Raw genomic sequence first — 22,926 nt, 5'->3', positions numbered from 1 at the left:
GCATTCTGGGTAACCGTCCGATATCTACCGCGGCTGACGCTTGAGGCGTGCGGCGAGTTTGGGATCGACGACGACGTTATCGAGGAACTGGTGCCATGATTTGGTCGTGCGGCGTGCGTCGCGGATCATGTCGGCCAGTTCTTCGACACCATGATCGGTGAGCGCGGCGATCGCCGCGTCCGGGCCGGTGTAGACGCTGATGATGTTGCCGTAGCTCAGGTTGTCATCGTTCGAGACGATAGCTTCCAGCAGCTCTGCGTCTTCCTCGAGCATGGTGGCGACATAGTCGAGGGTGCGGACGTAGGTGATTGTGCCCATCAGGCGGCGATCGCCTGGCGAGTGACGAGCGGCGACCAGTTCCAGGGGAGAAGCTCGTCGATCCTGTTGATCTTGTGGTCGTGGATGCGATCGAGCAGATCGGTGATGTAGGCTTGGGAATCGAGGCCGTTCATCTTGGCGCTTTCGATGAGTGTCATGGCGCGGGCCAGCGTCTCAGCGCCGGCCCCGGAGCCGGCGAACAGCCAGTTCTTCTTGCCCAGACAGATCGGCCTGACGGCGCGTTCGGCCGCATTGTTGTCGATGGCGACGCGGCCATCATCGAGAAAAAGGCTGAACGCGTGCCAGCGGCCGAGAGCATAGCGAAATGCCTTGGCCAGATCCCCCTTGGCCGGAATCCGGGTGAGCTGCATCTGGGCCCAGGCATGCAAAGCCTCGAGCCTGGGCCTGCTCAACTCCTGTCGCACGGCACGCCGAACATCGGCGGGCTTGCCCGCGATGTCGCGCTCAACGTCGTAGAGCTGTCCGATCCGCTCGAGCGCTTCGTGAGCGATCGGAGATTTTTGTGACTTCCAGATGTCGTGGAAATCCCGTCGCCAATGGGCAAAGCAGGCGGCCTCGCGAAAGCGGGGCTCTCCATCCGTGCCGAGTTCGTAAAGCTTCGAATAGCCCTTGTAGGCGTCAGCCTGGAGAATGCCGCGCGCATGGCGAAGATGGTTCTGGACATGCTCGGCTTTCCAGTTGGGGGCATAGCGATAGACGACCCCGGGCGGCGCGGTGCCCGCCCAGGGGCGCTGATCCCTCACATATGCCCACATCCGGCCTTGCATCACCCCTTTGCCGATGCCCTTGGCGCGGCGTTCCGGCGCCAGTACGCGGATCGGTGTGTCGTCGGCGTGCAGAATGTCGCTGCCAAGGACCGTGGCCTCGATCGCGTCAATCACGGGCTGCAAGACCCGCATCGATCGGCCGCACCAGTCGGCAAGTGTGCTGCGCGGGATATCGGCGCCCATACGGTTGAGGATCTCGTTTTGCCGGTATAGCGGCAAATGATCGTCGAACTTGGAGACGAGCACGTAGGCAAGCAGACTTGCCCCGGCGATGCTGCCGGGGATCGGCCGGCTCGGGGCCGGTGCCTGAACCATCTTCTCACAGCAGCGGCAGGACTTCTTCGGGCGGGCGACCTCGATGACCTTGAGCTTTGCCGTGATCATCTCGAGGATCTCGCTCACGTCCTCGCCGACCAGGCGCAGCTCACCGCCGCAATCGGGGCAGGTGTTGCCGAAATCAAGCTCGCGGCGCTCGCGCGGCGTGTCTGCCGAGACGCGGGGTCGCCGCGATGGGCGCGGCGTGGGGTCCGTGTCGGAGGGAGCGGTCGCGAGATCAGGGTCGGGATCGTCCTGATCGCTTGCTACGGGGGCCTGCTGTGCGACGGAGACGAGCACGTCTTCGAGCGCGAGCTCAAGTTGTGCGATCTCGCGCTCGATCTTCTCGGAGGACTTGCCGAAGGCTTGCTTCTTCAGCCTGGCGATCTGCAAGCGGAGGGCCTGGACGACCAGGTCATGGGCGCGCAGCGTGGTCGTCAGCTTCGCGTTCTCGGCCTGCAACGCAGCGATCATCGCCTTGAGGAGGGCGGGATCTTCGGGAAGATCGGGGGCCGCGTTCAGCATGGCCTTTGCTACGGAGAAATGGCCTGAAAGTCCAGAAAAACCGCCACTTTCCAAAAAGAAAAGTCACCCTGCGCGTGCTGGCGGCGCGCCCCAGTCGGGGCGCCTCCAATCGATCCCTTCCCACAGCATCGCGAGCTGGGCCGACGTCAGCCGGGCCGTTCCGTCGGCTGCCGACGGCCAGGGAAAACGGCCGCGCTCGAGAATCTTGTAATAAAGGCAAAACCCCTGGCCGTCCCAGTAAAGCAGCTTCAGCCTGTCGCCGCGCCGGCCCCGAAAGGCGAATACGGCACCGCTCGCGGCTTGCTGGCGCAGCACCGTCTGGGCCAGCAGGGCGAGGCCCGAAATCCCTTTGCGCATATCAGTGACGCCGCAGGCGAGGTACACCCTCACACCAGTTCCTGGCCCGATCATGCAGCTTCCACCGATCGGATGAGCCGGATCAGGACCGTGCTCTCAATGCCACTGTCGAAACGAAGACACCGCCCCTGTGTCAGCCCCAGCTCGACAATCGAGGGCGACGCCGCCGAGGCTTCGCGTGCGGGCGGAGAGGCGGGCCCCGCGTTCAGCATCGGCGCATCGATGTCGACCTGCAAGAATGCGCTTCCAACCGGCGCCGGTAGCCGCCCGCTCTTCCTGAACTGATGGCGCCAGGTATAAATCTGGCTCCGCGACACATCGTAGCGCCGGGCAACGCGCGCGAGCGTCTCGCCGCGCGCCTCCACCGCCGCCAGAATCTCCAGCTTCTCCGCTTCACTCCATCGCCGCCGCCGTTCCCGGCCCAGAATCTCCACCGTCCGTCCCTCGCTCTCGAACAGGACGTCCATAACGACGTCCTTATGGACGTCACTTACCCACTCACATCAATCCTCGGCAGGCGGCCTCAATCGGTCGGTTACCATTCTGGAAACGGGTTGGATCGTCGATCGTGTGACGATATGTCAGGGCCGTGACGACGCCAATGCCCGGCACGGTCATGAGCCGCCGCGTCGTTTCATCCTCTCGCGCAAGGTCGCGGATTGTTCGGTCGATCTTTTCCAGTTCGCTACAAGTCTGTTGGTGCACGGATAGCAGCGGCCGAAGAATGGGGCAGAGAGCATGGCCATCGGCGATGAGGTCGTTGACCCGCCGTTGGAATTGCCCGCCGGCAGCGCGTGGAAAGAGCAGACCGCATTCCTTCAGCATAGACCGCATCTGGTTTTCGAGGTCGCGCCGGACCCGTACCAATCGGGATCGACACACGAGGATGGATCGCGCGGTCTGGCTTTCTTCACTCTTGACGGCAACCTCCCGATACCAGCCGACCCGGACGAGTTCCGCCAAACCGCGAGCATCATTCTCGTCGCTCTTGTTCATGCGAACGGACAGGGCCGCAGGGGCGTGACGCGCATCGATGCAGACCACGGGCAAACCGGTGCGCTTGAGTTCATGCCAGAGCCAACTCGACATGGCGCCCGTCTCGAGGCCGACGCGTTCGGCATTGGGAGCTTTCTTGGCGATGACCGCCGCCAGCACGCCCGGATCGGATTTCACCCGGCCCTGGTGTATGGGCCGTCCTGCCTCATCGACGATGCAAATCGACGTTTCCTTTTGCGATACGTCCAGTCCGACATAGTGCTTCATGGCGATGCTCCTCCGTTACGATGATTTCTCGCATCCTGCAGCTGTCGCGCCCAAATGAGAACAACGGCAGCAATTACGTCATCGTGTTCAAAAGGGACCCCCGATTTGGAGTGGGCCCCTTGGGCCGGACAGGGTCACGCAGCTGATTTGACCATGAGCCGGGAGTTTTGCTGCTCGAACTGCGCGGGGCTGACATAGCCGAGCGCGGAATGCAATCTGCGTTGGTTGAAGATGTCGTCGATGAACCTAGGAAGCTGGTCGGCGACATCGTCGAAGGTTTCGAATGCCATGGGATAGACCGCCTCGACCTTGAGTGTCTTCATGAAGCTTTCCGCTTTGGTGTTATCGTACGGGTTGCCCCGCCGGCTCATCGAGCCGACCATGGCATGATCGGCGAGCATCGCTCGATAAATCCGGGATGCGTATTGGCTGCCGCGGTCAGAATGATGCACGCATCCTGATCGCGGGCGCCGTCGTTCGATCGCCACTTTCAGCGCCGCCACTGCGAGCCGCGCATCGATCGATCTTCCGATCGCATAGCCGACGACGCGGCGTGACCAGGCATGGAGGACGATCGCGACATAGGCAAAGCCGCCAATGATGGCGACATAGGTCAGGTCCGCCACCCAGAGTTGATCGGGACCATCAAGAATCATATCCTTCGAGCGATCCGGAAAGACTGGCAGGTCATGATCGCTGTCGGTGGTTGCGGTATAACGCCTGCGACGGCGCGGCTGCAGGTCATGCTCGCGCATCAATCGCTTGATCCGCTTGTGGTTCGCGATCACGCCCTGATGGCGGAGCGCGGCCTGCACGCGGCGCCAGCCATAAGCTTCGAACTCATCGCAGATCACGGTGATAGCAGCTACCAGTTCGGCATCGCCGATCGGTTGGGTCGGCTCATGATAGAATGTCGATCGTGCGATGCCCATCAGCCGACATCCTCGCGCGATCGACATCCCGCCGGGCCGGTGATCACGGATGTATTGGCGCTTCTCGGCCGCGGTGCGTCGCGCAGAGCCCCCTTTAAAAACTCCAGCTCCAGCGCCTGTTTGCCGACAAGGCGTTCGAGTGCGGCAATCCGCGCCTCATATTCCTGGATCAGATCCGCCGCCCGCGCATCGTCATCAAGGGCACCGGCCTCATACTTCGCCACCCAGATGCGGATCAACTGCCGGGAAATATCATGCCGCTTGGCAAGGCCGTGAAGCGTCTCGCCGTTCAGAAACTCCTGTGCGACCTGACGCTTGAACTCAACGCTATGGGATCGATGTCTTGCCATGGGCTCTTCTCCAAAAGCCCGGCCAACCGGTCAATCCAACTATGCTTCCCTGTCCGGCCCAAGGGGCCCACTCCACGTCCACGCATGGCGCTGATCCCCAGATGTTTATACAGTAAATACGATGTCTTTGAGACGCCGTAGAAATTGCAATGCGGAGTCGTGCGGGCTGTCGGCGTCCTGATGCAATACTGTTATCCCCCAATTTTCGAGAACCGCGTCCTGGACAACATCTTTTCGTGTCATAAATACGAATGAGCTCGGGCGATCTCTTTCGCTGCCTGATTGTTTCCAGATCTGCCACAAGCGATACAGCATCATTCTGATATTCAGATCGCTCACGCTGTGCCCGATAAACAATAAAGTCTTTCCAAGGGCGTCGGATTTAAATTTCACGTCCAAGGGGGTCTCGAACATGAGCCGATCAAAATAATCCCGTTCCGCAATGACCAGAGACCTGTCGTCCTCAAAATCTCCGTGAAATTTAACAATCTGGGAAAGATCGCTGTTCAGCCTGGCGATATCGCTGGTCTTTGATATCTTTACATATTTCTTTCCGTGAAGATCATATGCGATTTCCAAATTATTGTCGTAATTTGTTGTGTATATGATCGGAAAATCCAGTTGCACGATGAGGGAATGAATCTCGGACTCGCGAACCCTTTCAGGTGACACGCTCCAATTCCGGTCCATCCAGCTTCGAAGTGGGCCAATGCTTCCATGTTTGAGGCGATGAAATTCGGCGAGCGTCTGATACGTCCAGGCCGGCTGAGGAGCATCCGACAGGCCAGCGTCCTGGCACATATGCGCGATCAGGTCCGCCCAAGAGGGCAATCCCACACTCATAGATAGCCCGGCCCCGGCGAAGAGGATGGCTTGGCGATTGCGGATCGCCTCTGCGAGGGTCTCGATCGAGGCCATGCCCACACCTCCTTATAAAATGCCGCGCGCCTGTTGGGCGCGCTTCGGACGAGGCGAGTGCGCCTATTGACATGATAAGTATGTGGTGTCTAGTGTACTACGTACCAGACCGGAGGCTTACGTGAGTTGTGACGCTTTTTCTCATCCCGACCAGGGCAATGTCGCGAGCCTTTCTCGCGAGGAGATGCCTGTGGCGGGTGCAGCCGAGCGTGAGGCGATCATCTTCGTGCATGGCAGTCTCGGGGCTGGTGACGCCTTCGCCGGGCAGGAAATTCTGAGCACATATTATGATGTGCGCGTGATCACCCGCCATGGCTATACGCTCGCTTCGCAGGCCATGAAGGTGGATCACGACAAGGACGTCCTGGATCTGATCGAGGCGGCTGGCGATGGAGCGCACTTGGTTGGCACATCCACAGGGGCTCTTATTGCCGCCAAAGCAGCGGCGTCTTGTCCCGAGGCCATCCGTTCGCTGACGTTGATCGAGCCGCCAGCATTCGCCGTAGCGGCAGACATCCCGTCGGTCGCTAGCGCGATCGAGGCGTTGAAGTTGCATTGGGAAAAGCACGGCCTCTCGAACAGGGAATTTATGGCCGGCTTCCTAGCGGCGCTCAAAATGACCCGGCCTGTTCCCAAGGTCATTCCACCGGAGCTTGACCGCGCGATATCGCTTCTGCGCACGGAGCATCTGTGGGCCATCGATCTACCTGTCGGCGCGCTTTCCGATGCAGGTGTCCCGGTTTTGGTCGTCGCTGGAGGCTGGAGTCCCGCCTATGATGCGATCTGTCATCGCGTGGCGTCACTGACCCAGGGGCAGCTCACGACTATCACCGGCTTTGGCCATGCCGTGCAAAAGGCGGGGCCAGCATTTAATGATGTCCTTGAGATGCATCTCCGCCGCGCCCGCCGACTGCGGGAGACGCTCTGATGGCGATCTCCGAAGCTGACGCGATCAAAATCCGCGATCTGGCAAATCGCCTCTACCTTGCGTTGGATGCGCGCGACCCGACCGCATATGCTTCTGTATTCACAGCAGACGGCGAGTTCGTGACACCGTTCATGCACTTGAAGGGCCGAGCAGAGATCGCCGCCTTTCTCGAGCAGCGGATCGCTGACGGCATGACGGCCGGCGTCCGCTATTTTGTGACGAACCAGCATGTCTCCGAGCATGCAAGTGGCGCGCAAGTGACCTCCTATTTGATGCAGGTGAACATTGCTGATGGCCCCACCGCAATGGGTACCGGTTGCTTCGACGCCATTGCGACCGCCGACCAAGGAAATTGGTGCTTTAGCAGGCTGGAGCTGATCCTCGATCCGGCCGTACGAACTTAACAACCTATACAGACAAAGAAATAACGGGAGGCAATATGACATACGTTAGTTCAAATCCGATGAGATCTCCGAAGGCACTTTTGCTCGTTGGCATCTCGATCCTCGTACCCGGTGTCTTCACCCCGGCGGTGGCCCTTGCACAGGAAGCGGCCCCTCAAACCGAGGAAGGGTCAAGCAACGCGTTGATGGGTGACATCGTGGTCACGGCGCAAAAGCGCAGCGAAAATGTCCAGAATGTCCCGGTCGCCATCTCCGCGTTCAGCTCGGACTCCCTGGCTGCGCGCGGCATCTCCAATCCCGAGCAGCTGCAGCAGTCGGTTCCGGGCTTGGTTTACAGCGGTTCGGTCACTGGCTCAGGCCTGGTGACCTTGCGCGGTGTGGGTGGGTCGGCGCTTCGCGGTTCGACGCCGGGCCGAAACCCGGCCGTTCCGGTGCATGCCAATGGCGTCTATCTGCAATCGCCGTCTGTCATGCTGCAGGACTTTCTGGACATCGAGCGCGTCGAAGTGCTGCGCGGGCCCCAGGGCACATTATATGGCCGCAACGCGGTCGGCGGCAGCATCAATGTGATCAGCAAACGCCCTACCAATGATTTCAGCGGCGAAGTCGGCGTGGAGATCGGAAACTATGACAAGCGGCGCGTCTTCGGCGTGCTGAGCGGCCCGATCTCGGACCGGCTGCGCGGGCGCATTGCCTTCGCGATGGAAGACCGCGACGGCTACGTCAAGGACGTGAACGATCCGGGTAATAACAAGCTTCTGAACTCCAATTATTCCAACCTTCGGGCCACATTGGAATATGATCTCGCCGATGATGTTCTGGTGAGCCTTGTTGGCTATTATTACAAAAATGACGGCGCCAATTTCGTGAACCGTCCGCGCAGCTTCCCCGCCGCCAATCTGGGTGGTTTTGGCCTCTTTGACGGTGTGCCGGCAGGGTATCGCGTCGCGACTTTCGACGACGTACGCAAGGTGCAGCAGGACACCCGCGGTGACGGGTTCGACGAGACCAAGGGCGTCACCGGCACGATCGAATGGAAGATGGGCGGCGTCACCTTGCGATCCATCACCGGCTATTTCGATCTCGATACGGGCGTCACCTACGACGAAGACGGTACCGATCTCGCTTCGCTGAAATCCTATGCTTTCTTCGAATCGAAATACAAGACGACCAGCCAGGAATTCCAGCTGTCGTCGGACAACAGCAGCGCCCTGAAGTGGCTGCTCGGCGCCTACTATTATCACGAAAAGTCGTCCTACGAAGGCGGCGTCTTCGTCGATGGCGGTCCCAATCCCTTTGAGGTGGACCTGACCACACCAGGCGTTGTTCGTGCGGACTCCTATGCGGCCTTTGGCCAACTGGACTGGGAAGTCGCCAACGGCCTGACCCTGACCGGCGGGCTGCGCTACACCCTCGACAAGATGGCCGTGGATCGTTCGGTCGGCTTCAGCGTCGTAAACTCCCCGGCATTCGACTTCAGTTTCAGCCATGTCATGGACAATGACAAGTGGAGCAGGGTCACCTGGAAACTTGGGGCCAACTACAAGCTCGGCGCCGACGCCATGGCCTACGCTTCCTATTCGCGCGGATATAAATCGGGCGGTTTCAATCTCCAGGACTCGGCGCCGGCATTCAAACCCGAGATTCTCGACGCCTATGAGGTCGGCGTGAAGAGCAAGCTGTTCGATCGCCGCCTTCAGCTCAATGCATCGGGCTATTATTACGACTACACCGACAAGCAAGAAAGCGTTGCGGATGCGCAGGGTTTCTCGGCTTTCCAAAACGCGGGCGCGGCGACGCTCTATGGTATCGAACTTGAAGCGATTGCCGAGCCGGTCGACGGCCTGACCTTCGATGGTTCGGTGTCCTGGCTCCACTCGCGCTACGATTCCTTCCAGACCGCGGATCCCGAGAATTTGGGTGCCGGGGTGGTCGATCTCAAAGGCAACCGGCTTACCGAGGCTCCCGAATGGCAGTTGCATGGCGGCGTCCAGTACATGATCTCGTTGGGATCTGCCGGAACGCTAACGCCGCGGATCGATCACTCATGGACCTCGAACAAATATGCCCGTCCGTTCAACTTGGCGACGGACCTCATCCCGAGCTACCACCGCACCAATGCTTCGCTGACGTGGGAAAGCGCGGACGGGGATTGGACGGGCCAGCTCTATGTCGAGAATCTCGAGAACAATGACGTTCTCGGTTCCTTCTCCGACACGAGTCCGTTTCTCAACTACCAGCATCTCGAGGTGTTTCTTCCGCCGCGCACCTACGGCATCAAGCTGTCGCACCGCTTTTAGCGGAGTTTCTTCGTGCCCGTCCGTCCGGAAGGGCTCGCGCGCCAACGTGCGGGCGGACGGGTACGGAGACAGGTTTCTATAGTGGAGATAAGATCGTGGCTGTTCCCAAGAAGATCACCTTATACGCCGTCGAAAAAGCGCCCATGGTTCAGCCCGTCCGGATGTGCCTGTTCGAAAAGCAGATCGAGCATGAACTGGTCTACATCAATCCGTACAACAAGCCGCAATGGTACAAGGACCTGACGCCGAACGGTCAAGGTCTCGTTCCGCTGCTCGACGTCGACGGCGAACTCATTTTCGAATCGTCCGTGATCAACGAATATCTCGATGAGATGTTTCCGGCGCGTCGCTTCCTTCCGACCGATCCCGTCGTGAAGGCCAAGAATCGCGCCTGGACACTGGCGGCGCTGGAAATTTTGCTGGCGCTTGTCGACATGACCGTGCTGCGCCGGCTCGAGGAATATGAGTTCAACCGCACGCGCCTTCTGGGTAAACTCACCAAGCTTGACGAGCAGTTGAGCGACGGCCCGTTCTTCAATGGCGAACAGCTCGCCCTGATCGATTTCCAGTATGCGCCGATCCTTCTTCGGATCGATATCCTGGATCGCCTCTACGGCACCGACGTCCTCCCCCAGTTCAAACGGATCCCGGCCTGGGCGAAGAACGTGCTGGCGCTGGAATCGCAGAAAGCGACCGTGCCCCCTCCCAGCGGCGGCCGCGATTTTGATCACTGCTATCTCCCGGCATGCCTCGACTCCTTCATTTCCAGCCAAATGGCCAGCGGCATGACGCTGGATCCGAAATAGGAAGGCATCCCTCCGGGCGGGCCCGTCCCGTCCCGGTTTGCAGGCGGCAACCCAAGGTGAGGAACAGAATATGAGCAGCGGCGACTATATTGAAATGGGCGGAACGGCCAACGTCATGGCCATGACCGACGGCAATGGCATCGGAGCGATGACCGGTACGATCGATGGGGCCGCCTACGGTCAAATCGTCAGCGAAGTTCGCGACCTCGGTGACGGGAAGACGGAATTCAATGGCCTCCACTACTTTCTCGATAAGGATGGGTCGTCGCTCTACACGAACGACGTCAACACCATTCAGATTTACCCCGACGATCGGCCGAATGTCATGACGGTTGTTTACAACGTCGTGAAGGGGACCGGCCGTTTTGCCGGCTTCGGTGGAAGCTTCCGCAGCACCGGCGTGATGATAAGCGGTTCTGACACATTCAATTCGAACACGGTCGGGGTCGTGCGCTTCGAGGGCCGGCTGCACCGTCTCTAAGGGCATCCGGCGCGGCGTAGCCGTCGCCTTACACAGGCGCAAAGCAAGGACAGCCAATCGTGCACATGCCACCAGACGCAACCGCGGATTTCCTGCGTGGACAACGATCGGTCCGCGATTTCACCCCGGAACCGGTCGACGACGTTACGCTCAACGCGATCTTTGACGCGGCGCGTTCGGCACCGACGGCCGGCGGCATGCACAATTACTGCGTCATTGTTACGCGCAACCCCTCTCGCGTGGAACAATATCGGAAGGTTCACCAAGGCAATTTTGCCGCGATGATAGCGAACTCATCGAAGCTTTCGATGCGCATGCGTCCGACATGTTTGCGCTCTACATAAAATTTCCGGGCCTGGAAGCGGTGGCAGACGCCCTGGGATTCAACAACGGCAATATGGCCGAGGTGTGGAGCAAGATCGGCTATGTTTCCGAGCAGGTCGAAGCCGCCGCTACCTGGTATTTGAGCACGTTGCAGCAGCAGGGCTTTTTGAGCGATGGCGCGCTGCGGCATTTGGACGCCTTCGCGGCATATCGCCAGAGTCCCTTTTTCGCCGATCTTACGATGTTCAACCGGATCGCCTTCACATTCATGGTGAATCGGGGCTGCTTCGAAGGCATGGGTCCTGCCGGAGCTCAAGCGCATTTTGCCGCTTTCACGGTCTTTGCAGCTGCCGAGGATCCTGCTCTCGACGCCGCCCTTCGCTCGCAGGACGGCTATCTTTTGTCTGCCGACCTTGCCGATCGGCTGTCGGCAGCGGTTGCCCTGTTCGAGGAGGGCCGCGTCGATGGCTAAAATCGTGCGCTTTCACGAAACGGGCGGCGCCGACGTGCTCCGGCTCGAAGAGGTCGCGGAGACCGCGCTCGCGCCCGACGAAGTCCGGATTGACGTCAAGGCACTTGGCCTCAATCGGGCGGAAGTCGCCTTCCGTTCCGGCGAATATGTGATGCAGCCACAGCTGCCGTCGCGGCTTGGCTACGAAGCAGCCGGCATCGTTTCGGCGATTGGGGCCGGCGTGTCGAATGTCTTGCCGGGTGACATCGTCAGCGTCATCCCCGGTTTCGACTTCGGCCGCTACGGCGTCTACGGCGAAACCGCGACCGTTCCCGCGCAATGGGTCACGCGCCATCCCGTGTCGCTGACCTTCGAGCAGGCTGCGGCCCTCTGGGTGCAGTATCTTACCGCTTATGGAGCGCTCGTCACCTTCAGCCAGCTTCGGAAGGGGCAGTCCGTTATGGTCACGGCGGCGTCCTCGAGCGTGGGCGTCGCTGCAATCCAGATCGCCAAGGACATTGGAGCCACCGTGATCGCAACGACACGGGGCGCCGACAAGCAAGACTTTCTCCTGGAGGCTGGTGCCGATCACGTCATCATTTCCGATGAGGAAGATCTGGTCGCGCGCGCCATGGCGATCACCGCCGGACGCGGCGTGGACGTGGCATTTGACCCCGTCGCCGGACCCTTCCTTGAAAAGTTGGCAAATGCGGCGGCGTTTGGCGGCACCGTCCACATCTACGGTGCGTTGCTCGGCGAGCCTGGCTACCCCCTGTTCACAGCACTTTCCAAAGCCTTGACGGTGCACGCCTACACTTTCTTCGAGCTGACCAGTCGGCCGGACAAACTCAGCGAGGCGATTGCCTATATCAGTTCGGCAATCCAGGCTGGGCGGCTGATACCGGTCATCGATAGCGTTTTCACGCTCGACAAGATCGTCGACGCGCATCGCTACATGGAAAGCAATCGCCAGCGCGGCAAAATCGTCGTCACCACATGATGTGTGCGGGCGCGGTCGACCAACGCCAAGAGCAATGGAGCGAGACATGGCAAAAACTTATCTGCGGCCGTCAAATCTCTATCCCACATTCGGCTACAGCCATGCGGTGATCGTCGAGGGGCCTGGAAAGCACATCGTCTTTGCCGGCCAGGTTCCGTTCGACATGGAGAATCGCGTCATCGGCGAGGATGATTTCGAAGCACAGGCGATTGCCGTTTTCGAAAATCTTGGCCGGGCGCTTGAAGCCGCAGGGGCGACATACGCCGACCTGACCAAGCTGGTTTATTATGTGGTCGATTTCGAAGAGCCCCTGCGTACGCCGCTCGCTGCCATTCGGGATCGCTATCTTTCGGCGTCCAATCCGCCCGCCAGCGTGCTGGTGGGCGTGTCCGCGCTCGCGGTTCCGGGCGTGCGCATCGAGATCGAGGCGACCGCTTTTATCGATCACTGATCACGACCGAGCGAGAGCCAATCTCGCCGGATCGCACAAGTTGAGAGGGCTTTGCTATGGGTAGAAATAGAGCGATCATCATCGGAGCGAGCATCGGTGGCAGTCTGTCCGCCATGGCGGTGAGCCCCTTTTTCGACGAGGTCCTGCTCATTGAACGGGAGAGGCTGGTCGAAAATGGAGAGCCCCGGAAAGGGGTGCCGCAGGGACGGCAGGCCCATGCCCTTCTCGGTATCGGGCGAGACCTGATTTCCGAGTTTATCCCTGATTTTTCCGAACAGCTGCGGCAGGCCGGATGCTCGGAAGTGGACCAATGCCTCCAGCTTCCCAATTTTACTTCATCCGGTTGGCGCGCCCGCACCGCCAGTTCGATCACCTCCTTCGGCTTTCGCCGCCCGCTGCTGGAAATGGTGATACGCAGCAATCTGAACCGTTTCGCCAACTGCAAAATCATCAACGCCACCGTGAAATCGCTGGTGGCGGACGACGAAGGCAAGGCGATCCTTGGCGTCTCGCTATCGGATGGAAGTGTCATTGCCGGCGATCTTGTCATCGATGCCAGCGGGCGCGGTTCGCAGAGCCCGCGCTGGCTCGAACAACTAGGATATCCGGTACCCGACGAACAGCATGTGAGTTGTTTCATGGGCTATGCGTCCCAGCTCGTGCATCTGCCCAAAGATGTCCTGGAGCCGGGTACTGCGGGCTTGGTGGCGATGCCTTATCCCGGGCATCACCGCGGTGGTCTGATCATACCCATCGATAACGGCATGCACATGATCACCGCCGCCGGCATGATGCGCGACTATCCGCCGCTGGAGCAAGAGGGGCTGCTCGACTATCTGGATGGCGCCAGCACGCCGCTGCTCGGCAAGGTCGCGCGCGCCTCTGAACCCCTGTCCAATATTGCCGGCTATCGCATGGAAAGCAGCCGGTTGCGCCGCTGGCATCTGCTCGACCGCCGCCCCTCCGGCTTCATCGCCACAGGCGATGCCGTAGCCTCTTTCAATCCATTTTACGGCCAGGGCATGACGATTTCCGCGAAAGGCGCCGCGGTGCTGCGCAATTGCCTCGCCACGTCCGAAGACGATGTGAGCCTTCCAGAGCGTTTCCAGAGCGCCTTCGCCCATTTCGTCGAACTCGCCTTCTCGGTGTCGGGCATGGCAGATAGCCTTTACGATGGCGCCGAGCTTAAGAATGTCGCTCCGCCAGAGCCTGATCAATTCGCCTACCTTGGCACTCTTTCGGAGATGGCGGCGGAGGATCCCGAAGTTTCGGTCGCGCTGGTAGCGGCACATTTCAACATGGAAGCGCAGGGTCTGTTCACCGATCGCATGCGCGCGAAGGTCTCGACCTGGTCGCAGGCCACCCATGCCCGGGTGGTCGATACGAACAATATTCCGGCGCCGGTCTGAACCGGGTCCAGGACGATTGCGCCTTGAAGGAGAAGATAATGGATATCCATTCGTTCAGACCCGCGGACCTTCACCCGACCCATGGATACAGCCACGCAATCAGCGTGTCGGGCGGCCGCCTCGTGATGCTGTCCGGCCAGGTGGCGTTCGACAAGGACCGCCTGCTGGTCGGTGAGGGCGATTTTGCTGCACAGGCCCGGCAGGCCTTCGAGAATATCTCGGTCGCGCTGGCGGCCGCTGGGACCGGGTTCGATTCGGTCGTGAGGTTGGACTATTATGTGACCCGCTTTGACGACCCCGAACGAAATGCCCTTGTCGCCGTTCGGGATGAGTTCGTCACGGGCCCCCACCCGCCGGTCAACACTCTCCAGTGCGTTTCGTCGCTCGGCGGCGACGGCCTGATGATCGAAATTGTTGCGACGGCGGTCGCCGACGCATGAAGCGACCCCAATTTGAGGAGAAACATGGTGACAAGTACCGACCATATTAACGCGATCGACGTTCCGGCGCTCGCCGCTACCGTCGCCGCGGTTCAGGAGGATCCTGCCAAGGCGCGCGTCGCGTTCAAAGTGGGCACGATCTGGGAAGGCCAGACCCGCAGCAGATCTGTGGTGGAGAGCTACGAGCTCGCCGGCCAGTCGATCCCTCGCAGCTTCGAGATCATTGCCGACGAACCGGTTGAGCTGCTGGGCCAGAACAGCGCGCCGAACCCGCAGGAACTGCTGATGAGTGCAATCAACGCATGCATGATCGTTGGCTATGCCGCCAACGCTTCGCTGCGAGGAATCGCATTGACGAAGCTCGAGATCGAAATGCGCGGCGAACTGGACCTGCGCGGCTTTCTGGGCCTCGATGACAGCGTCAAGCCGGGTTATCACGAAGTGGACTATGTGGTCCGAATTTCGGGCAATGGCACGCCCGAGCAGTTCGAAGAAATTCATCGGGCGGTGCAAAAGACCTCTCCCAACTTCTTCAATCTGAATTCGGCGGTTGGAATGAACCCCACGCTCGAGGTGATTTAGCCGGCGTGGGCAACATGCCAGCTTGACAACAGACATTCGTAGAATACTACATACCATCAAATCCAGCATTGGGAGTTGTGCAGTGGCACTATCCGTTGAAGAAATTATCGCGGTTCAGAACGTGGCGGTGCGGATGTATCACGCGGGAGATGGCGAGAACGCACGCGGTTACGCCGATCTCTATAGCGAAGATGGTACCTTGGATGGCCCGTTCGGCAAGGCCGAGGGCCGCGACGCGGTGTTCGCATGGATGGACGATTATGTCTCCCAGGGACACGAAGCCGGCGTGCGTCATTTCATCACGAACATGCTGGTCGAAGACCATGCCGAGGGTGCTCGCCTTCGCTGCTATGTCATGAAGATGAATGTCGCCGAGGGTCCGTCCTTCATTGGCACCGGCGACCTCGACATCGTCATGGTTCGCGAAGGGTCCGATTGGAAGATCAAATACAACAAGATCACGATCGATCCGGCGCTTCTGAAGAAGAAGGCCTGACACGCCACCTTGATCCCGGATTGCCCTCTTAATGGAGTTTCGACATGACTAGGACGCTTTTTCGTGACGCCCGCGTATTTGATGGGTGGTCGGAAGACCTGCGCGACGGGGCTGACGTTCTTGTCGAAGATGGGGTGATCCGGGAGATTTCGGATAGTCCGATCGCAATCCGGGACGACATCGACGTGGTTGATTGTGCCGGGCGCACTTTGATGCCCGGCCTCATCGACGCGCATGTCCACGTTTACGCCGGCAGCGTCAATCTCCCGAGCGTGACCCATTGGCCGCGCACCTATACCGCGCATTTCGGCGCGCGCTTCCTGGAGTCCTGCATCGATAGCGGTTTCACGACCGTTCGTGATGTCGGTGGCGGCGACGTCGGCATCGCCAACGCCCTCCGTGACGGTTTCATCAAGGGGCCGCGCTTCTTCTATGGTGGCCGCATCGTCAGCCAGACCGGCGGTCATGGCGACATGCGCCTCGGCCACGCCGACTTGCACGATGACGGCTTTTGTGGCTGCGCATGCTACACGGACGTCTTCGCCATCATTGCCGACGGGGTAGACGCCGTGCGTTGGGCAGCGCGCGAAGAACTCCGCCGCGGGGCCTCGCATATCAAGATCATGGCTTCCGGGGGCATGGCGTCGCCGACCGATCCGCTGGAATGCAGCCAATATTCCGATGAAGAAATACGCGCTGCGGTCGACGAGGCGACGCGCGTAAACAAATATGTCGCTGCGCATTGTCATCCCACCATTGCGATACGCCGGTGCGTGGAGTTGGGCGTTCGATCGATCGAGCATGCGAGCATGATCGACGATGAGACGGCTGCCTTCGTGGCGGAGGCCGGTGCCTTCACCGTTCCGACGATGGCGGTCATCTTCACGCTATTGGAAGAAGGCGCGCGGCTCGGACTTCCGCAGGTCAGCATCGACAAACTCAATATGCTGTCGGGTCACATGTTGGCCGGGCTGGAGACAATGAAGCGAAATAATGTGAAAATGGGGTTCGGGACGGACCTCCTGGGCGAGTTGCATTCACACCAGACGGATGAGTTTGCGTTGCGCGCACGGGTTTTGCCGGCGATCGACATCCTCAGAAGTGCCTGTTCGATAAACGCTGAACTGCTCCAGCAAGAGGGCAAGCTCGGGTGCATCCGCGAAGGCGCGCTGGCCGACATCCTTGTTGTCGATGGCGATCCGCTGAAAGATGTGACCGTGCTGGGCGGCGCCGGGCGCAATCTGGCCGCCATTATGTCGGCGGGCAAGTTTCACAAACGGACGATCTAGGAGCGGCGTGCCGATTTCGCCGACGGGTGCCTTGCGGCCCACGCCGATCTAGTATATAGAATACTACAACAATTGGGGTGAGTGGAGTCGGATGGTGAATGGCGCTCAAATGAAAGCGGAAGGGGTTGTTTCCGAGGCATTGCGTCCTCCGGCAATTCCGGCAGATGGCCAGATCGGGTCTTTCCGCACCGACGAACTATTGAACCACGATGCATCAGCCGTGCATCGTCGGCTTTTCATCGATGACGAAATCTATCGAATGGAGCAGAAGCGCATCTTCGGTCGGTGCTGGCTCTATCTGGGGCATGAAAGCCAGCTCAAGGCCAATGGCGACTTTTTCACCACGACCATGGGTGAAGACGCCGTGATCGTTACGCGCGACAAAGCCGGGAAGGTTCGCGCGTTCCTGAACAGTTGCACCCATCGAGGGGCGAAGGTGTGCCGCGCCGAAAGCGGTTCGGCTCGTATGTTCAAATGCCCGTATCACGGCTGGACGTTCGGTACCGATGGAGCGTTGGCGAGCGTTCCGCGGCTTGGCCAGGTCTACGGTGACCAGCTTGACCGGGATCGCCTGGGTTTGCGTGAGGTCGCGCAACTCGATGAAATCCATGGCTTCATCTTCGCAACTTGGGACGCCGAGGCGGTGTCGCTGCGCGACTATCTCGGCGACATGGTCTTCTACCTCGACCTGATGCTCGGGCGGATGGATGGCGGTGTCGAAGTCATCGGCGGGGTTCATCGGTGGACGATCGACGTCAATTGGAAAATTCCCTCGGAGAACTTCGCGGGAGATCATTACCACGTGCCGACCACCCATGGTGCCGGCGTCGATATGGGATATCGCAGCCCACTGACGAACGAAGGCTACTGCATCCATACCGGCAACGGACATTCCATCGGGTCCGAAAGGGGCGGCGCCCAACAAGGCCACGCCGTTCAGACCGAATATCAGGGCGTGATCGATGACATGCGGCGGCAGCTGGTCGAGCGGTACGGCGAGCAGGCCGGCGCATTCATGCCAGTCGGTGTCGGGACCATTTTCCCGAACCTGTCCTTCATGGATACGGCGCGCTTCCGTACCTTTCGGGTTTGGCATCCGAGGGGCGTCGGCAAGATCGAAATCTATTCCTACCTCGTCGTCGACAAGGCGATGCCCGAGAAGCTGAAGGCAGAAATCGGGCGGCGCTACGCGCTCGCATTTGGCCCCTCGGGAATATTCGAGCAGGACGATGGCGACGTTTGGCAGAGCATCCAGGAAGGAATGATCGGTCCGATCGGCCGCGATGGCTGGCTCAATTACGAGATGGGATTGGGACGGGAAGGCAAGGCCGTCGACCGATACGGCGCTCCCTTCGTCGGCTCGACCAGCGACATATTGATGACCGAGGCCAATCAGCGCGCCTTTTATCGCCAATGGGCTGCTGTCATGCAGGAGCCGGGACAATGACCGGGCAGGACAATCTGCCCGATGGCTCGGGCTCCGTCGTCGACGAGACTGTGTGGCGAGGGATCGAGGCCTTCTACCGCCGCGAGATCCTGTTGCTGCAGGAGCGGCGTTACCGCGAGTGGCTCCAGCTCATGGACGACCGCATCGAATATCGCGTCCCCGTAACGACGAGCACAAACGAAGGCTTGATCGTGGCGGACGGCGCCATCGGCTATTATGACGAAGACGCCGAGTTGCTCGAGGCCAGGGTGGCGAAACTCGAAAGCAAGCAAAGCTGGGTCGAGAATCCCCCTTCCCGCCTGCGCTACTTTGTGCAGCTGCTCGACGTTCAGAAAGTCGACGAGAACAGCTGGCTCGCGAGGAGCAATTTGCTGTTGTTCCAAAGCCGCTGGAACCTGGACCAGCAATTTACGGGCGATCGCCTCGACGTGCTCAACGGCTCCGAAGCCGGCCTGAAACTTCGCAGCCGAACCGTGACGATGGATCGTCAAGTCTTCACCCATCAAGGGTTGAGCGTATTCTTTTGAGGTTGAAGACATGATTGCAGCCGCAACCGTTCACGCGCCGTATCTTACCGGCTGGCCAGACCGCGCACGGAAGCCCGATCTTGCCGCGACAATGGATGGCTTCGCGCGATTGAGCGAAGCCTATGGTGCCGCCGAAATCGACACTCTGGTTGTCGTGACGAGCGAGCACATCGTCAATCTCTCGCCCAAAATGGCGCCGCCGTTCATGATCGGCTGCGGAGATCGGCACCCTGTCTTCCCCGAGCGACATTTCAACTTGCCGGTGGAAGATATCAAAGGAGATGCGGCGTTTGCGAAAGCTCTTACCCGGGGCTTTTATGATGCCGGTTTCGAGCCCGCTCACTCGACTGAGTTGGTGCTCGATCACGGGACCATCGTGCCGTTGCACCTGATGAAGCTTGCCGAGGCGGTTTCAGTCATCCCGATCGTCGTTAACAGCATCTTTGCTCCGCTTCCCTCGCTGGCGCGATGCGCGCAATTCGGCAGGACGCTGGGCAAACTGATCGATGAGTTGGGCGGAAGCCGCCGGATAGGTTTGCTGGCGACCGGCGGCCTCTCGCATAGCGTCGGCACGCCCGGCGTGTTCGATGTCGATCGAGATCTCGACAGATGGATACTGAAGTCGTTGCTCGCCGGCGATGTGGAGGCCGTATGCGAGATCGCGGATGCCGAACTCGACGCGGCCGGGAATGGAACCCATGAAATACGCAACTGGATAGTTGTCGCCGCGGCAAGTCAACCGCGCAAGCCGGTCACCATCACTAGGATTCCCTTCGCTGAGGGGTGGAACATGGGCGTTCACCAGCTTCTTTGGGAGGACGTCTGATGCTGGACCGGCTTAACCAGTTTCTTGTCGATATCACGCGCGGCGGCCTGGCATCTCGCTTCGCCTCCGATCCCGATACGGTGATCGCCGACGCAAGATTCCCCGATGAGATGCAGAAAGCGATCCGCGAGGGGGACGTAGGCTTTCTCTACAGATTTGGCGCTCATCCAATGGCCTTGCTCTATTTCGCCAGAGCTACCGGGATGAGCAATGAGCAATATTATCAAAATATTCCAAAAGAATGAGACGAATCCTCTATTCGTGTTTCAACAGATTTACGTGATCAGGAGTTACTAATGGCGCATTACATCATCTCGCTAAAGGATCGTCCCTGGGAGGAATGGAGGCCGGGCGTGCTTTCGCGCAGCTGGTCTGGCGAGGTTGACGGGGCTTCGCAGGTTCGGGTCGGCGAACAAATCTTCAAGCCCGGTTCGGGTGTGTCCGAGCATTTCCACACTTATGAAGAGCATCTGGTAATTGTGGAAGGCGCGCTTCAGCTCGAGGTGGACGGCGAAAAGAAGGTCGTTGAGGCACCTGCGTGCGTCATCATCCCGCCGCACACCAACCACAGCTTCGGCTGTGCGGGTGAAACGCCGGTTCACCTCTATGGTGCGTTGGGAGCCCCCATCCATGAAACCTTCTTTACGGCGTTTCCCGAGGGCGAAGCCATCAGGGAATATGAGGCGGGCCACACGGGCGGCGCGCGGCGCCGTGTGAAGGTCGATCCTGCAACGCGCACAGCCACGGACGTCAGCGAGTAGCGGGAGAATTATCACGCGCGGCGAGGAAGGCATCGATCGAACGCTCCACATGCGCGGTGACGGCATCAACGGCTGCTTGGCAGTCCTTTCGGGAAATCAGGTCGAGGAGTTCAGAATGTTCGTCGACAACCTGATCGGTTCGCGGTTGAGCCACATGCGCGCCGCTGGCGATCAGATACATTTTGCCCCGGACGCCAAGCAGGATGCGCTTGACCTGATGCAGCCCGGCGATCTCGGCCATTCGCATGTGGAATGCCTCGTCGATGCTGAAGATATCGTCTTCCTCGGTGGCCTCGCCAGCGAGGACCTTACGCAGTTCGACAATATCTTCCTTGGTCGCAACTTCGCAGAGGCGGCGGATAACGAGACTCTCCAAGGCGACCCTCAACATCCTGACTTCAATGATCGCGTTGTCGTCGAGAACCGCGAGGCGAAAACCCCGCTTGGCAATGATTTCAACCACGCCTTCGCGGAACAGGTCGAGCATGGCTTCTCTGACGGGCGTCCGCGAAACGCCGAGCATTTCGGCGAAGGTCGTCTCAGAGAAAAACTCCCCTTGCGGAATCTGTCCATCGCGGATCGCTCTTCGAATCGTGTGATAGGCCTGCTGGGCCAGACTCTGTGCGCGGAAGAGCGGTGGCATGGACTTCATTTAGAGCGTTCCCCTCAGCTTGTGAGCGACCCATACTAACATGGTATCTAGAATACTAGATGCTAATTCAAGGATATGTGCAGTGGATTTAGGTTTACGGGATCGCGTCGCCGTCGTCGCAGGAGCGTCGAGAGGCTTGGGACGCGCCACAGCTGAAGCATTGATAGGCGAAGGCGCGAAAGTCGTCGCGCTGTCGCGGAGTGCCGAGGAGCTTAGCCGGTTGGAGGAAAGCTATCCGGGCCAAGTGGTCGGCGTATCGGCCGATCTTCTCGACTTGGAAACTCCGGAGCGGGCCGTGAAAATGGCGCTCGAGAAATTTGGCAGGCTGGATATCCTCATTGTCAACACACCCGGTCCTCCGCGCGCGGAGCCCCTCGCCGTAAATGATGACGATTTTCAGCAAGCATTCGCGACTGCGTTCTACCCCGCAGTCCGTCTCATTCGCGCTGGATTAGGTCCGCTACGCGAGAACCGCTGGGGCCGGATCATCATCATCTCCTCTACCAGCGTCAAGGCTCCCAAATCGTTCTTAACCTTGTCGGCCACCGCCCGAAGTGCGTTGTGGGCGTGGGCCAAGAGCGCTGCGCCGGAGCTCAATCAGGACGGTATCACCATCAATGCCGTCTTTGCCGGTCCGCATCGAACCGCGCGGATGGCGGAGCTCGGCAGATCCGAACAGAATGGCGGAAATCCGGAAGATTTCGGTGCCCTCGTCGCGACCCTTTGCGGAACCTCGACCGCGTTTGTCACCGGCTCGGGCTATGTCTTGGACGGCGGTGAAATGAGGGGGCTGCTGTGACTGTCCCGATGACACTGGCCACAACCCGCAGCGGTCAAGGACCCTCGGTCCTGTTCCTCCACGGAATCGGCGGAAGCCGTGTTTCATGGGACGAAACAATACGCCGCCTCGATAAGGATTTCCGCTGCATCGCTGTAGATTTGCCCGGATACGGTGACTCACCGGATCCCGACGGCCCCGGGCTGGACCCGATCCTCGATGCGATCGCAGCCTTGCTCAATGGAGCCGCGACGCATGTCGTCGGCGTTTCGTTCGGTGGCTTGTGTGCCCTTGCCCTCGCAAGGCGGCATCCGCATCTGGTCCGGTCGCTGATCCTGGCTGATGCGACATTGGGTCGTTCCATCGGCGCGGCGGGAGAGCGCGAACGCTGGTTGAATATGCGGCGCGAGATGGCTCCCCATCTCAGCGAGAATAGCCTGGAGCGCGCGGCTGAAATTGCGGCTCCCGGGGCGCCTCCGGAGGCCCTCGAGGAGATAGCGCGTGCGATGCGACGCGTCAGGCCCACCGGCTATATCACCGTGGCGGAAATCATTGCATCGACCGATGCACGGCCCTGGCTCAATGATCTGTCCGCGCCAGCACTCATCCTGTGCGGTGAGCAGGACACGGTCACCGGCCGAGGCCCTTCCGAGACGCTGGCGGCCGCTCTTCCGGGCGCGCGATATGAACTGATCGCGGAGGCAGGCCATGCACCGCACATCGAACAGCCAGACCGGTTCGCCGATGCGCTGCGCACCTTTCTTTTGGACGCTTTTCTTTTGGACGGCCCAGCATGACGCAAAATCGA

The 22,926-nt window shown here is 59.9% G+C and carries 30 protein-coding genes; 21 read left to right on the top strand and 9 right to left on the bottom strand.

All coding sequences use genetic code 11. From position 1 onward, the window contains the following. Window positions 1-24: 24 nt before the first annotated feature. The 8 genes from LH20_RS03980 to LH20_RS03945 form a co-directional block, all read right to left on the bottom strand. Entirely contained in the window at window positions 25-318 is a 294-nt protein-coding gene (locus tag LH20_RS03980) for a hypothetical protein (RefSeq protein ID WP_053553105.1), read from the bottom strand. Then, window positions 318-1,946, bottom strand: a complete 1,629-nt coding sequence (gene tnpC / locus LH20_RS03975; RefSeq protein WP_053553104.1) for an IS66 family transposase — start codon at window positions 1,944-1,946, stop codon at window positions 318-320. The genes LH20_RS03980 and tnpC overlap by 1 nt, the downstream gene beginning before the upstream one ends. Before the next feature lie 63 nt (window positions 1,947-2,009). Next, entirely contained in the window at window positions 2,010-2,357 is a 348-nt protein-coding gene (gene tnpB / locus LH20_RS03970) for an IS66 family insertion sequence element accessory protein TnpB (RefSeq protein ID WP_053553103.1), read from the bottom strand. Continuing rightward, window positions 2,354-2,770, bottom strand: a complete 417-nt coding sequence (gene tnpA, locus LH20_RS03965) for an IS66-like element accessory protein TnpA (RefSeq protein WP_053553102.1) — start codon at window positions 2,768-2,770, stop codon at window positions 2,354-2,356. The genes tnpB and tnpA overlap by 4 nt, the downstream gene beginning before the upstream one ends. A 31-nt stretch (window positions 2,771-2,801) precedes the next feature. Continuing rightward, on the bottom strand, window positions 2,802-3,566 hold the full coding sequence (locus LH20_RS03960; RefSeq protein ID WP_200905430.1) for an IS110 family transposase: 765 nt from the start codon (window positions 3,564-3,566) through the stop codon (window positions 2,802-2,804). Between the two features lie 134 nt (window positions 3,567-3,700). Then, complete coding sequence (locus tag LH20_RS03955) at window positions 3,701-4,525, bottom strand: IS3 family transposase (RefSeq protein WP_144423507.1); 825 nt, start codon at window positions 4,523-4,525, stop codon at window positions 3,701-3,703. Next, entirely contained in the window at window positions 4,498-4,848 is a 351-nt protein-coding gene (locus LH20_RS03950) for a transposase (RefSeq protein WP_053553101.1), read from the bottom strand. Before LH20_RS03950 ends, LH20_RS03955 begins: the two co-directional genes overlap by 28 nt. Window positions 4,849-4,953: 105 nt before the next feature. Then, window positions 4,954-5,766 carry an SIR2 family protein gene (locus LH20_RS03945; protein WP_053553100.1) on the bottom strand — a complete coding sequence of 271 codons (813 nt, stop codon included), beginning with the start codon at window positions 5,764-5,766 and terminating at the stop codon, window positions 4,954-4,956. Between the two features lie 190 nt (window positions 5,767-5,956). Between LH20_RS03945 and LH20_RS03940 the strand changes: the two genes are divergently transcribed. From LH20_RS03940 to LH20_RS03850, 19 genes are all read left to right on the top strand, one after another. Next, complete coding sequence (locus LH20_RS03940; protein WP_053553099.1) at window positions 5,957-6,694, top strand: alpha/beta fold hydrolase; 738 nt, start codon at window positions 5,957-5,959, stop codon at window positions 6,692-6,694. After that, a complete protein-coding gene (locus tag LH20_RS03935) occupies window positions 6,694-7,098 on the top strand; it encodes an SgcJ/EcaC family oxidoreductase (RefSeq protein WP_053553098.1) in 405 nt (134 codons plus the stop codon). The genes LH20_RS03940 and LH20_RS03935 overlap by 1 nt, the downstream gene beginning before the upstream one ends. A 59-nt stretch (window positions 7,099-7,157) precedes the next feature. Then, the gene (locus LH20_RS03930) at window positions 7,158-9,398 is read left to right on the top strand and encodes a TonB-dependent receptor (protein ID WP_158501093.1); all 2,241 of its coding nucleotides are present in this window, start codon (window positions 7,158-7,160) and stop codon (window positions 9,396-9,398) included. Window positions 9,399-9,493: 95 nt separating this feature from the next. Next, a complete protein-coding gene (locus tag LH20_RS03925) occupies window positions 9,494-10,204 on the top strand; it encodes a glutathione S-transferase family protein (RefSeq protein ID WP_053553096.1) in 711 nt (236 codons plus the stop codon). A gap of 70 nt (window positions 10,205-10,274) precedes the next feature. Continuing rightward, window positions 10,275-10,685 carry a hypothetical protein gene (locus LH20_RS03920; protein ID WP_053553095.1) on the top strand — a complete coding sequence of 137 codons (411 nt, stop codon included), beginning with the start codon at window positions 10,275-10,277 and terminating at the stop codon, window positions 10,683-10,685. Between the two features lie 65 nt (window positions 10,686-10,750). Further along, the gene (locus tag LH20_RS24345) at window positions 10,751-11,029 is read left to right on the top strand and encodes a nitroreductase family protein (protein ID WP_053553094.1); all 279 of its coding nucleotides are present in this window, start codon (window positions 10,751-10,753) and stop codon (window positions 11,027-11,029) included. A gap of 20 nt (window positions 11,030-11,049) precedes the next feature. After that, a complete protein-coding gene (locus tag LH20_RS23905; RefSeq protein ID WP_144423504.1) occupies window positions 11,050-11,481 on the top strand; it encodes a hypothetical protein in 432 nt (143 codons plus the stop codon). After that, window positions 11,474-12,460, top strand: coding sequence for a zinc-dependent alcohol dehydrogenase family protein (locus LH20_RS03905; protein ID WP_053553092.1), 987 nt, complete (start codon window positions 11,474-11,476; stop codon window positions 12,458-12,460). The genes LH20_RS23905 and LH20_RS03905 overlap by 8 nt, the downstream gene beginning before the upstream one ends. Window positions 12,461-12,506: 46 nt before the next feature. Next, window positions 12,507-12,911 carry a RidA family protein gene (locus tag LH20_RS03900; RefSeq protein WP_053553091.1) on the top strand — a complete coding sequence of 135 codons (405 nt, stop codon included), beginning with the start codon at window positions 12,507-12,509 and terminating at the stop codon, window positions 12,909-12,911. Window positions 12,912-13,024: 113 nt separating this feature from the next. Continuing rightward, complete coding sequence (locus tag LH20_RS03895) at window positions 13,025-14,320, top strand: FAD-dependent oxidoreductase (RefSeq protein ID WP_053553090.1); 1,296 nt, start codon at window positions 13,025-13,027, stop codon at window positions 14,318-14,320. A 38-nt stretch (window positions 14,321-14,358) separates the two neighbouring features. Next, window positions 14,359-14,760, top strand: a complete 402-nt coding sequence (locus tag LH20_RS03890) for a RidA family protein (protein ID WP_053553089.1) — start codon at window positions 14,359-14,361, stop codon at window positions 14,758-14,760. A gap of 27 nt (window positions 14,761-14,787) precedes the next feature. After that, window positions 14,788-15,342, top strand: coding sequence for an OsmC family protein (locus tag LH20_RS03885; RefSeq protein WP_235527107.1), 555 nt, complete (start codon window positions 14,788-14,790; stop codon window positions 15,340-15,342). An 82-nt stretch (window positions 15,343-15,424) separates the two neighbouring features. Further along, window positions 15,425-15,838: a nuclear transport factor 2 family protein gene (locus LH20_RS03880; RefSeq protein ID WP_144423503.1), complete on the top strand. Its 414-nt coding sequence runs from the start codon at window positions 15,425-15,427 to the stop codon at window positions 15,836-15,838. A gap of 44 nt (window positions 15,839-15,882) precedes the next feature. Further along, window positions 15,883-17,127: a metal-dependent hydrolase family protein gene (locus LH20_RS03875; RefSeq protein WP_053553086.1), complete on the top strand. Its 1,245-nt coding sequence runs from the start codon at window positions 15,883-15,885 to the stop codon at window positions 17,125-17,127. Window positions 17,128-17,347: 220 nt separating this feature from the next. After that, complete coding sequence (locus LH20_RS03870; protein ID WP_235527106.1) at window positions 17,348-18,574, top strand: aromatic ring-hydroxylating oxygenase subunit alpha; 1,227 nt, start codon at window positions 17,348-17,350, stop codon at window positions 18,572-18,574. Further along, window positions 18,571-19,101, top strand: coding sequence for an aromatic-ring-hydroxylating dioxygenase subunit beta (locus LH20_RS03865; RefSeq protein ID WP_053553084.1), 531 nt, complete (start codon window positions 18,571-18,573; stop codon window positions 19,099-19,101). The genes LH20_RS03870 and LH20_RS03865 overlap by 4 nt, the downstream gene beginning before the upstream one ends. A 10-nt stretch (window positions 19,102-19,111) precedes the next feature. Further along, window positions 19,112-19,927, top strand: coding sequence for a hypothetical protein (locus tag LH20_RS03860; protein WP_053553083.1), 816 nt, complete (start codon window positions 19,112-19,114; stop codon window positions 19,925-19,927). After that, on the top strand, window positions 19,927-20,172 hold the full coding sequence (locus tag LH20_RS03855) for a hypothetical protein (protein WP_053553082.1): 246 nt from the start codon (window positions 19,927-19,929) through the stop codon (window positions 20,170-20,172). The genes LH20_RS03860 and LH20_RS03855 overlap by 1 nt, the downstream gene beginning before the upstream one ends. 51 nt (window positions 20,173-20,223) lie before the next feature. Then, window positions 20,224-20,688 (top strand): cupin domain-containing protein, encoded by a 465-nt coding sequence (locus LH20_RS03850; RefSeq protein WP_053553081.1) that lies wholly within the window; start codon window positions 20,224-20,226, stop codon window positions 20,686-20,688. On the opposite strand, the gene LH20_RS03845 is transcribed toward LH20_RS03850, so the two are convergent. Then, window positions 20,678-21,331, bottom strand: coding sequence for a GntR family transcriptional regulator (locus tag LH20_RS03845; protein ID WP_158501091.1), 654 nt, complete (start codon window positions 21,329-21,331; stop codon window positions 20,678-20,680). The genes LH20_RS03850 and LH20_RS03845 overlap by 11 nt on opposite strands. Before the next feature lie 49 nt (window positions 21,332-21,380). On the opposite strand from LH20_RS03845, the gene LH20_RS03840 reads away from it, so the two are divergent. Further along, complete coding sequence (locus tag LH20_RS03840; RefSeq protein ID WP_083455271.1) at window positions 21,381-22,139, top strand: SDR family NAD(P)-dependent oxidoreductase; 759 nt, start codon at window positions 21,381-21,383, stop codon at window positions 22,137-22,139. 8 nt (window positions 22,140-22,147) lie between these two features. Further along, a complete protein-coding gene (locus LH20_RS03835) occupies window positions 22,148-22,915 on the top strand; it encodes an alpha/beta fold hydrolase (protein ID WP_053553078.1) in 768 nt (255 codons plus the stop codon). Window positions 22,916-22,926: the final 11 nt, after the last annotated feature.

The sequence above is a fragment of the Sphingopyxis sp. 113P3 genome (assembly GCF_001278035.1).
In the GTDB taxonomy this organism is placed as follows: Bacteria; Pseudomonadota; Alphaproteobacteria; order Sphingomonadales; family Sphingomonadaceae; genus Sphingopyxis.
The sequence above is the reverse complement of the archived record's forward strand: the minus strand, read 5'-3'. Positions and strand labels throughout refer to the sequence as shown.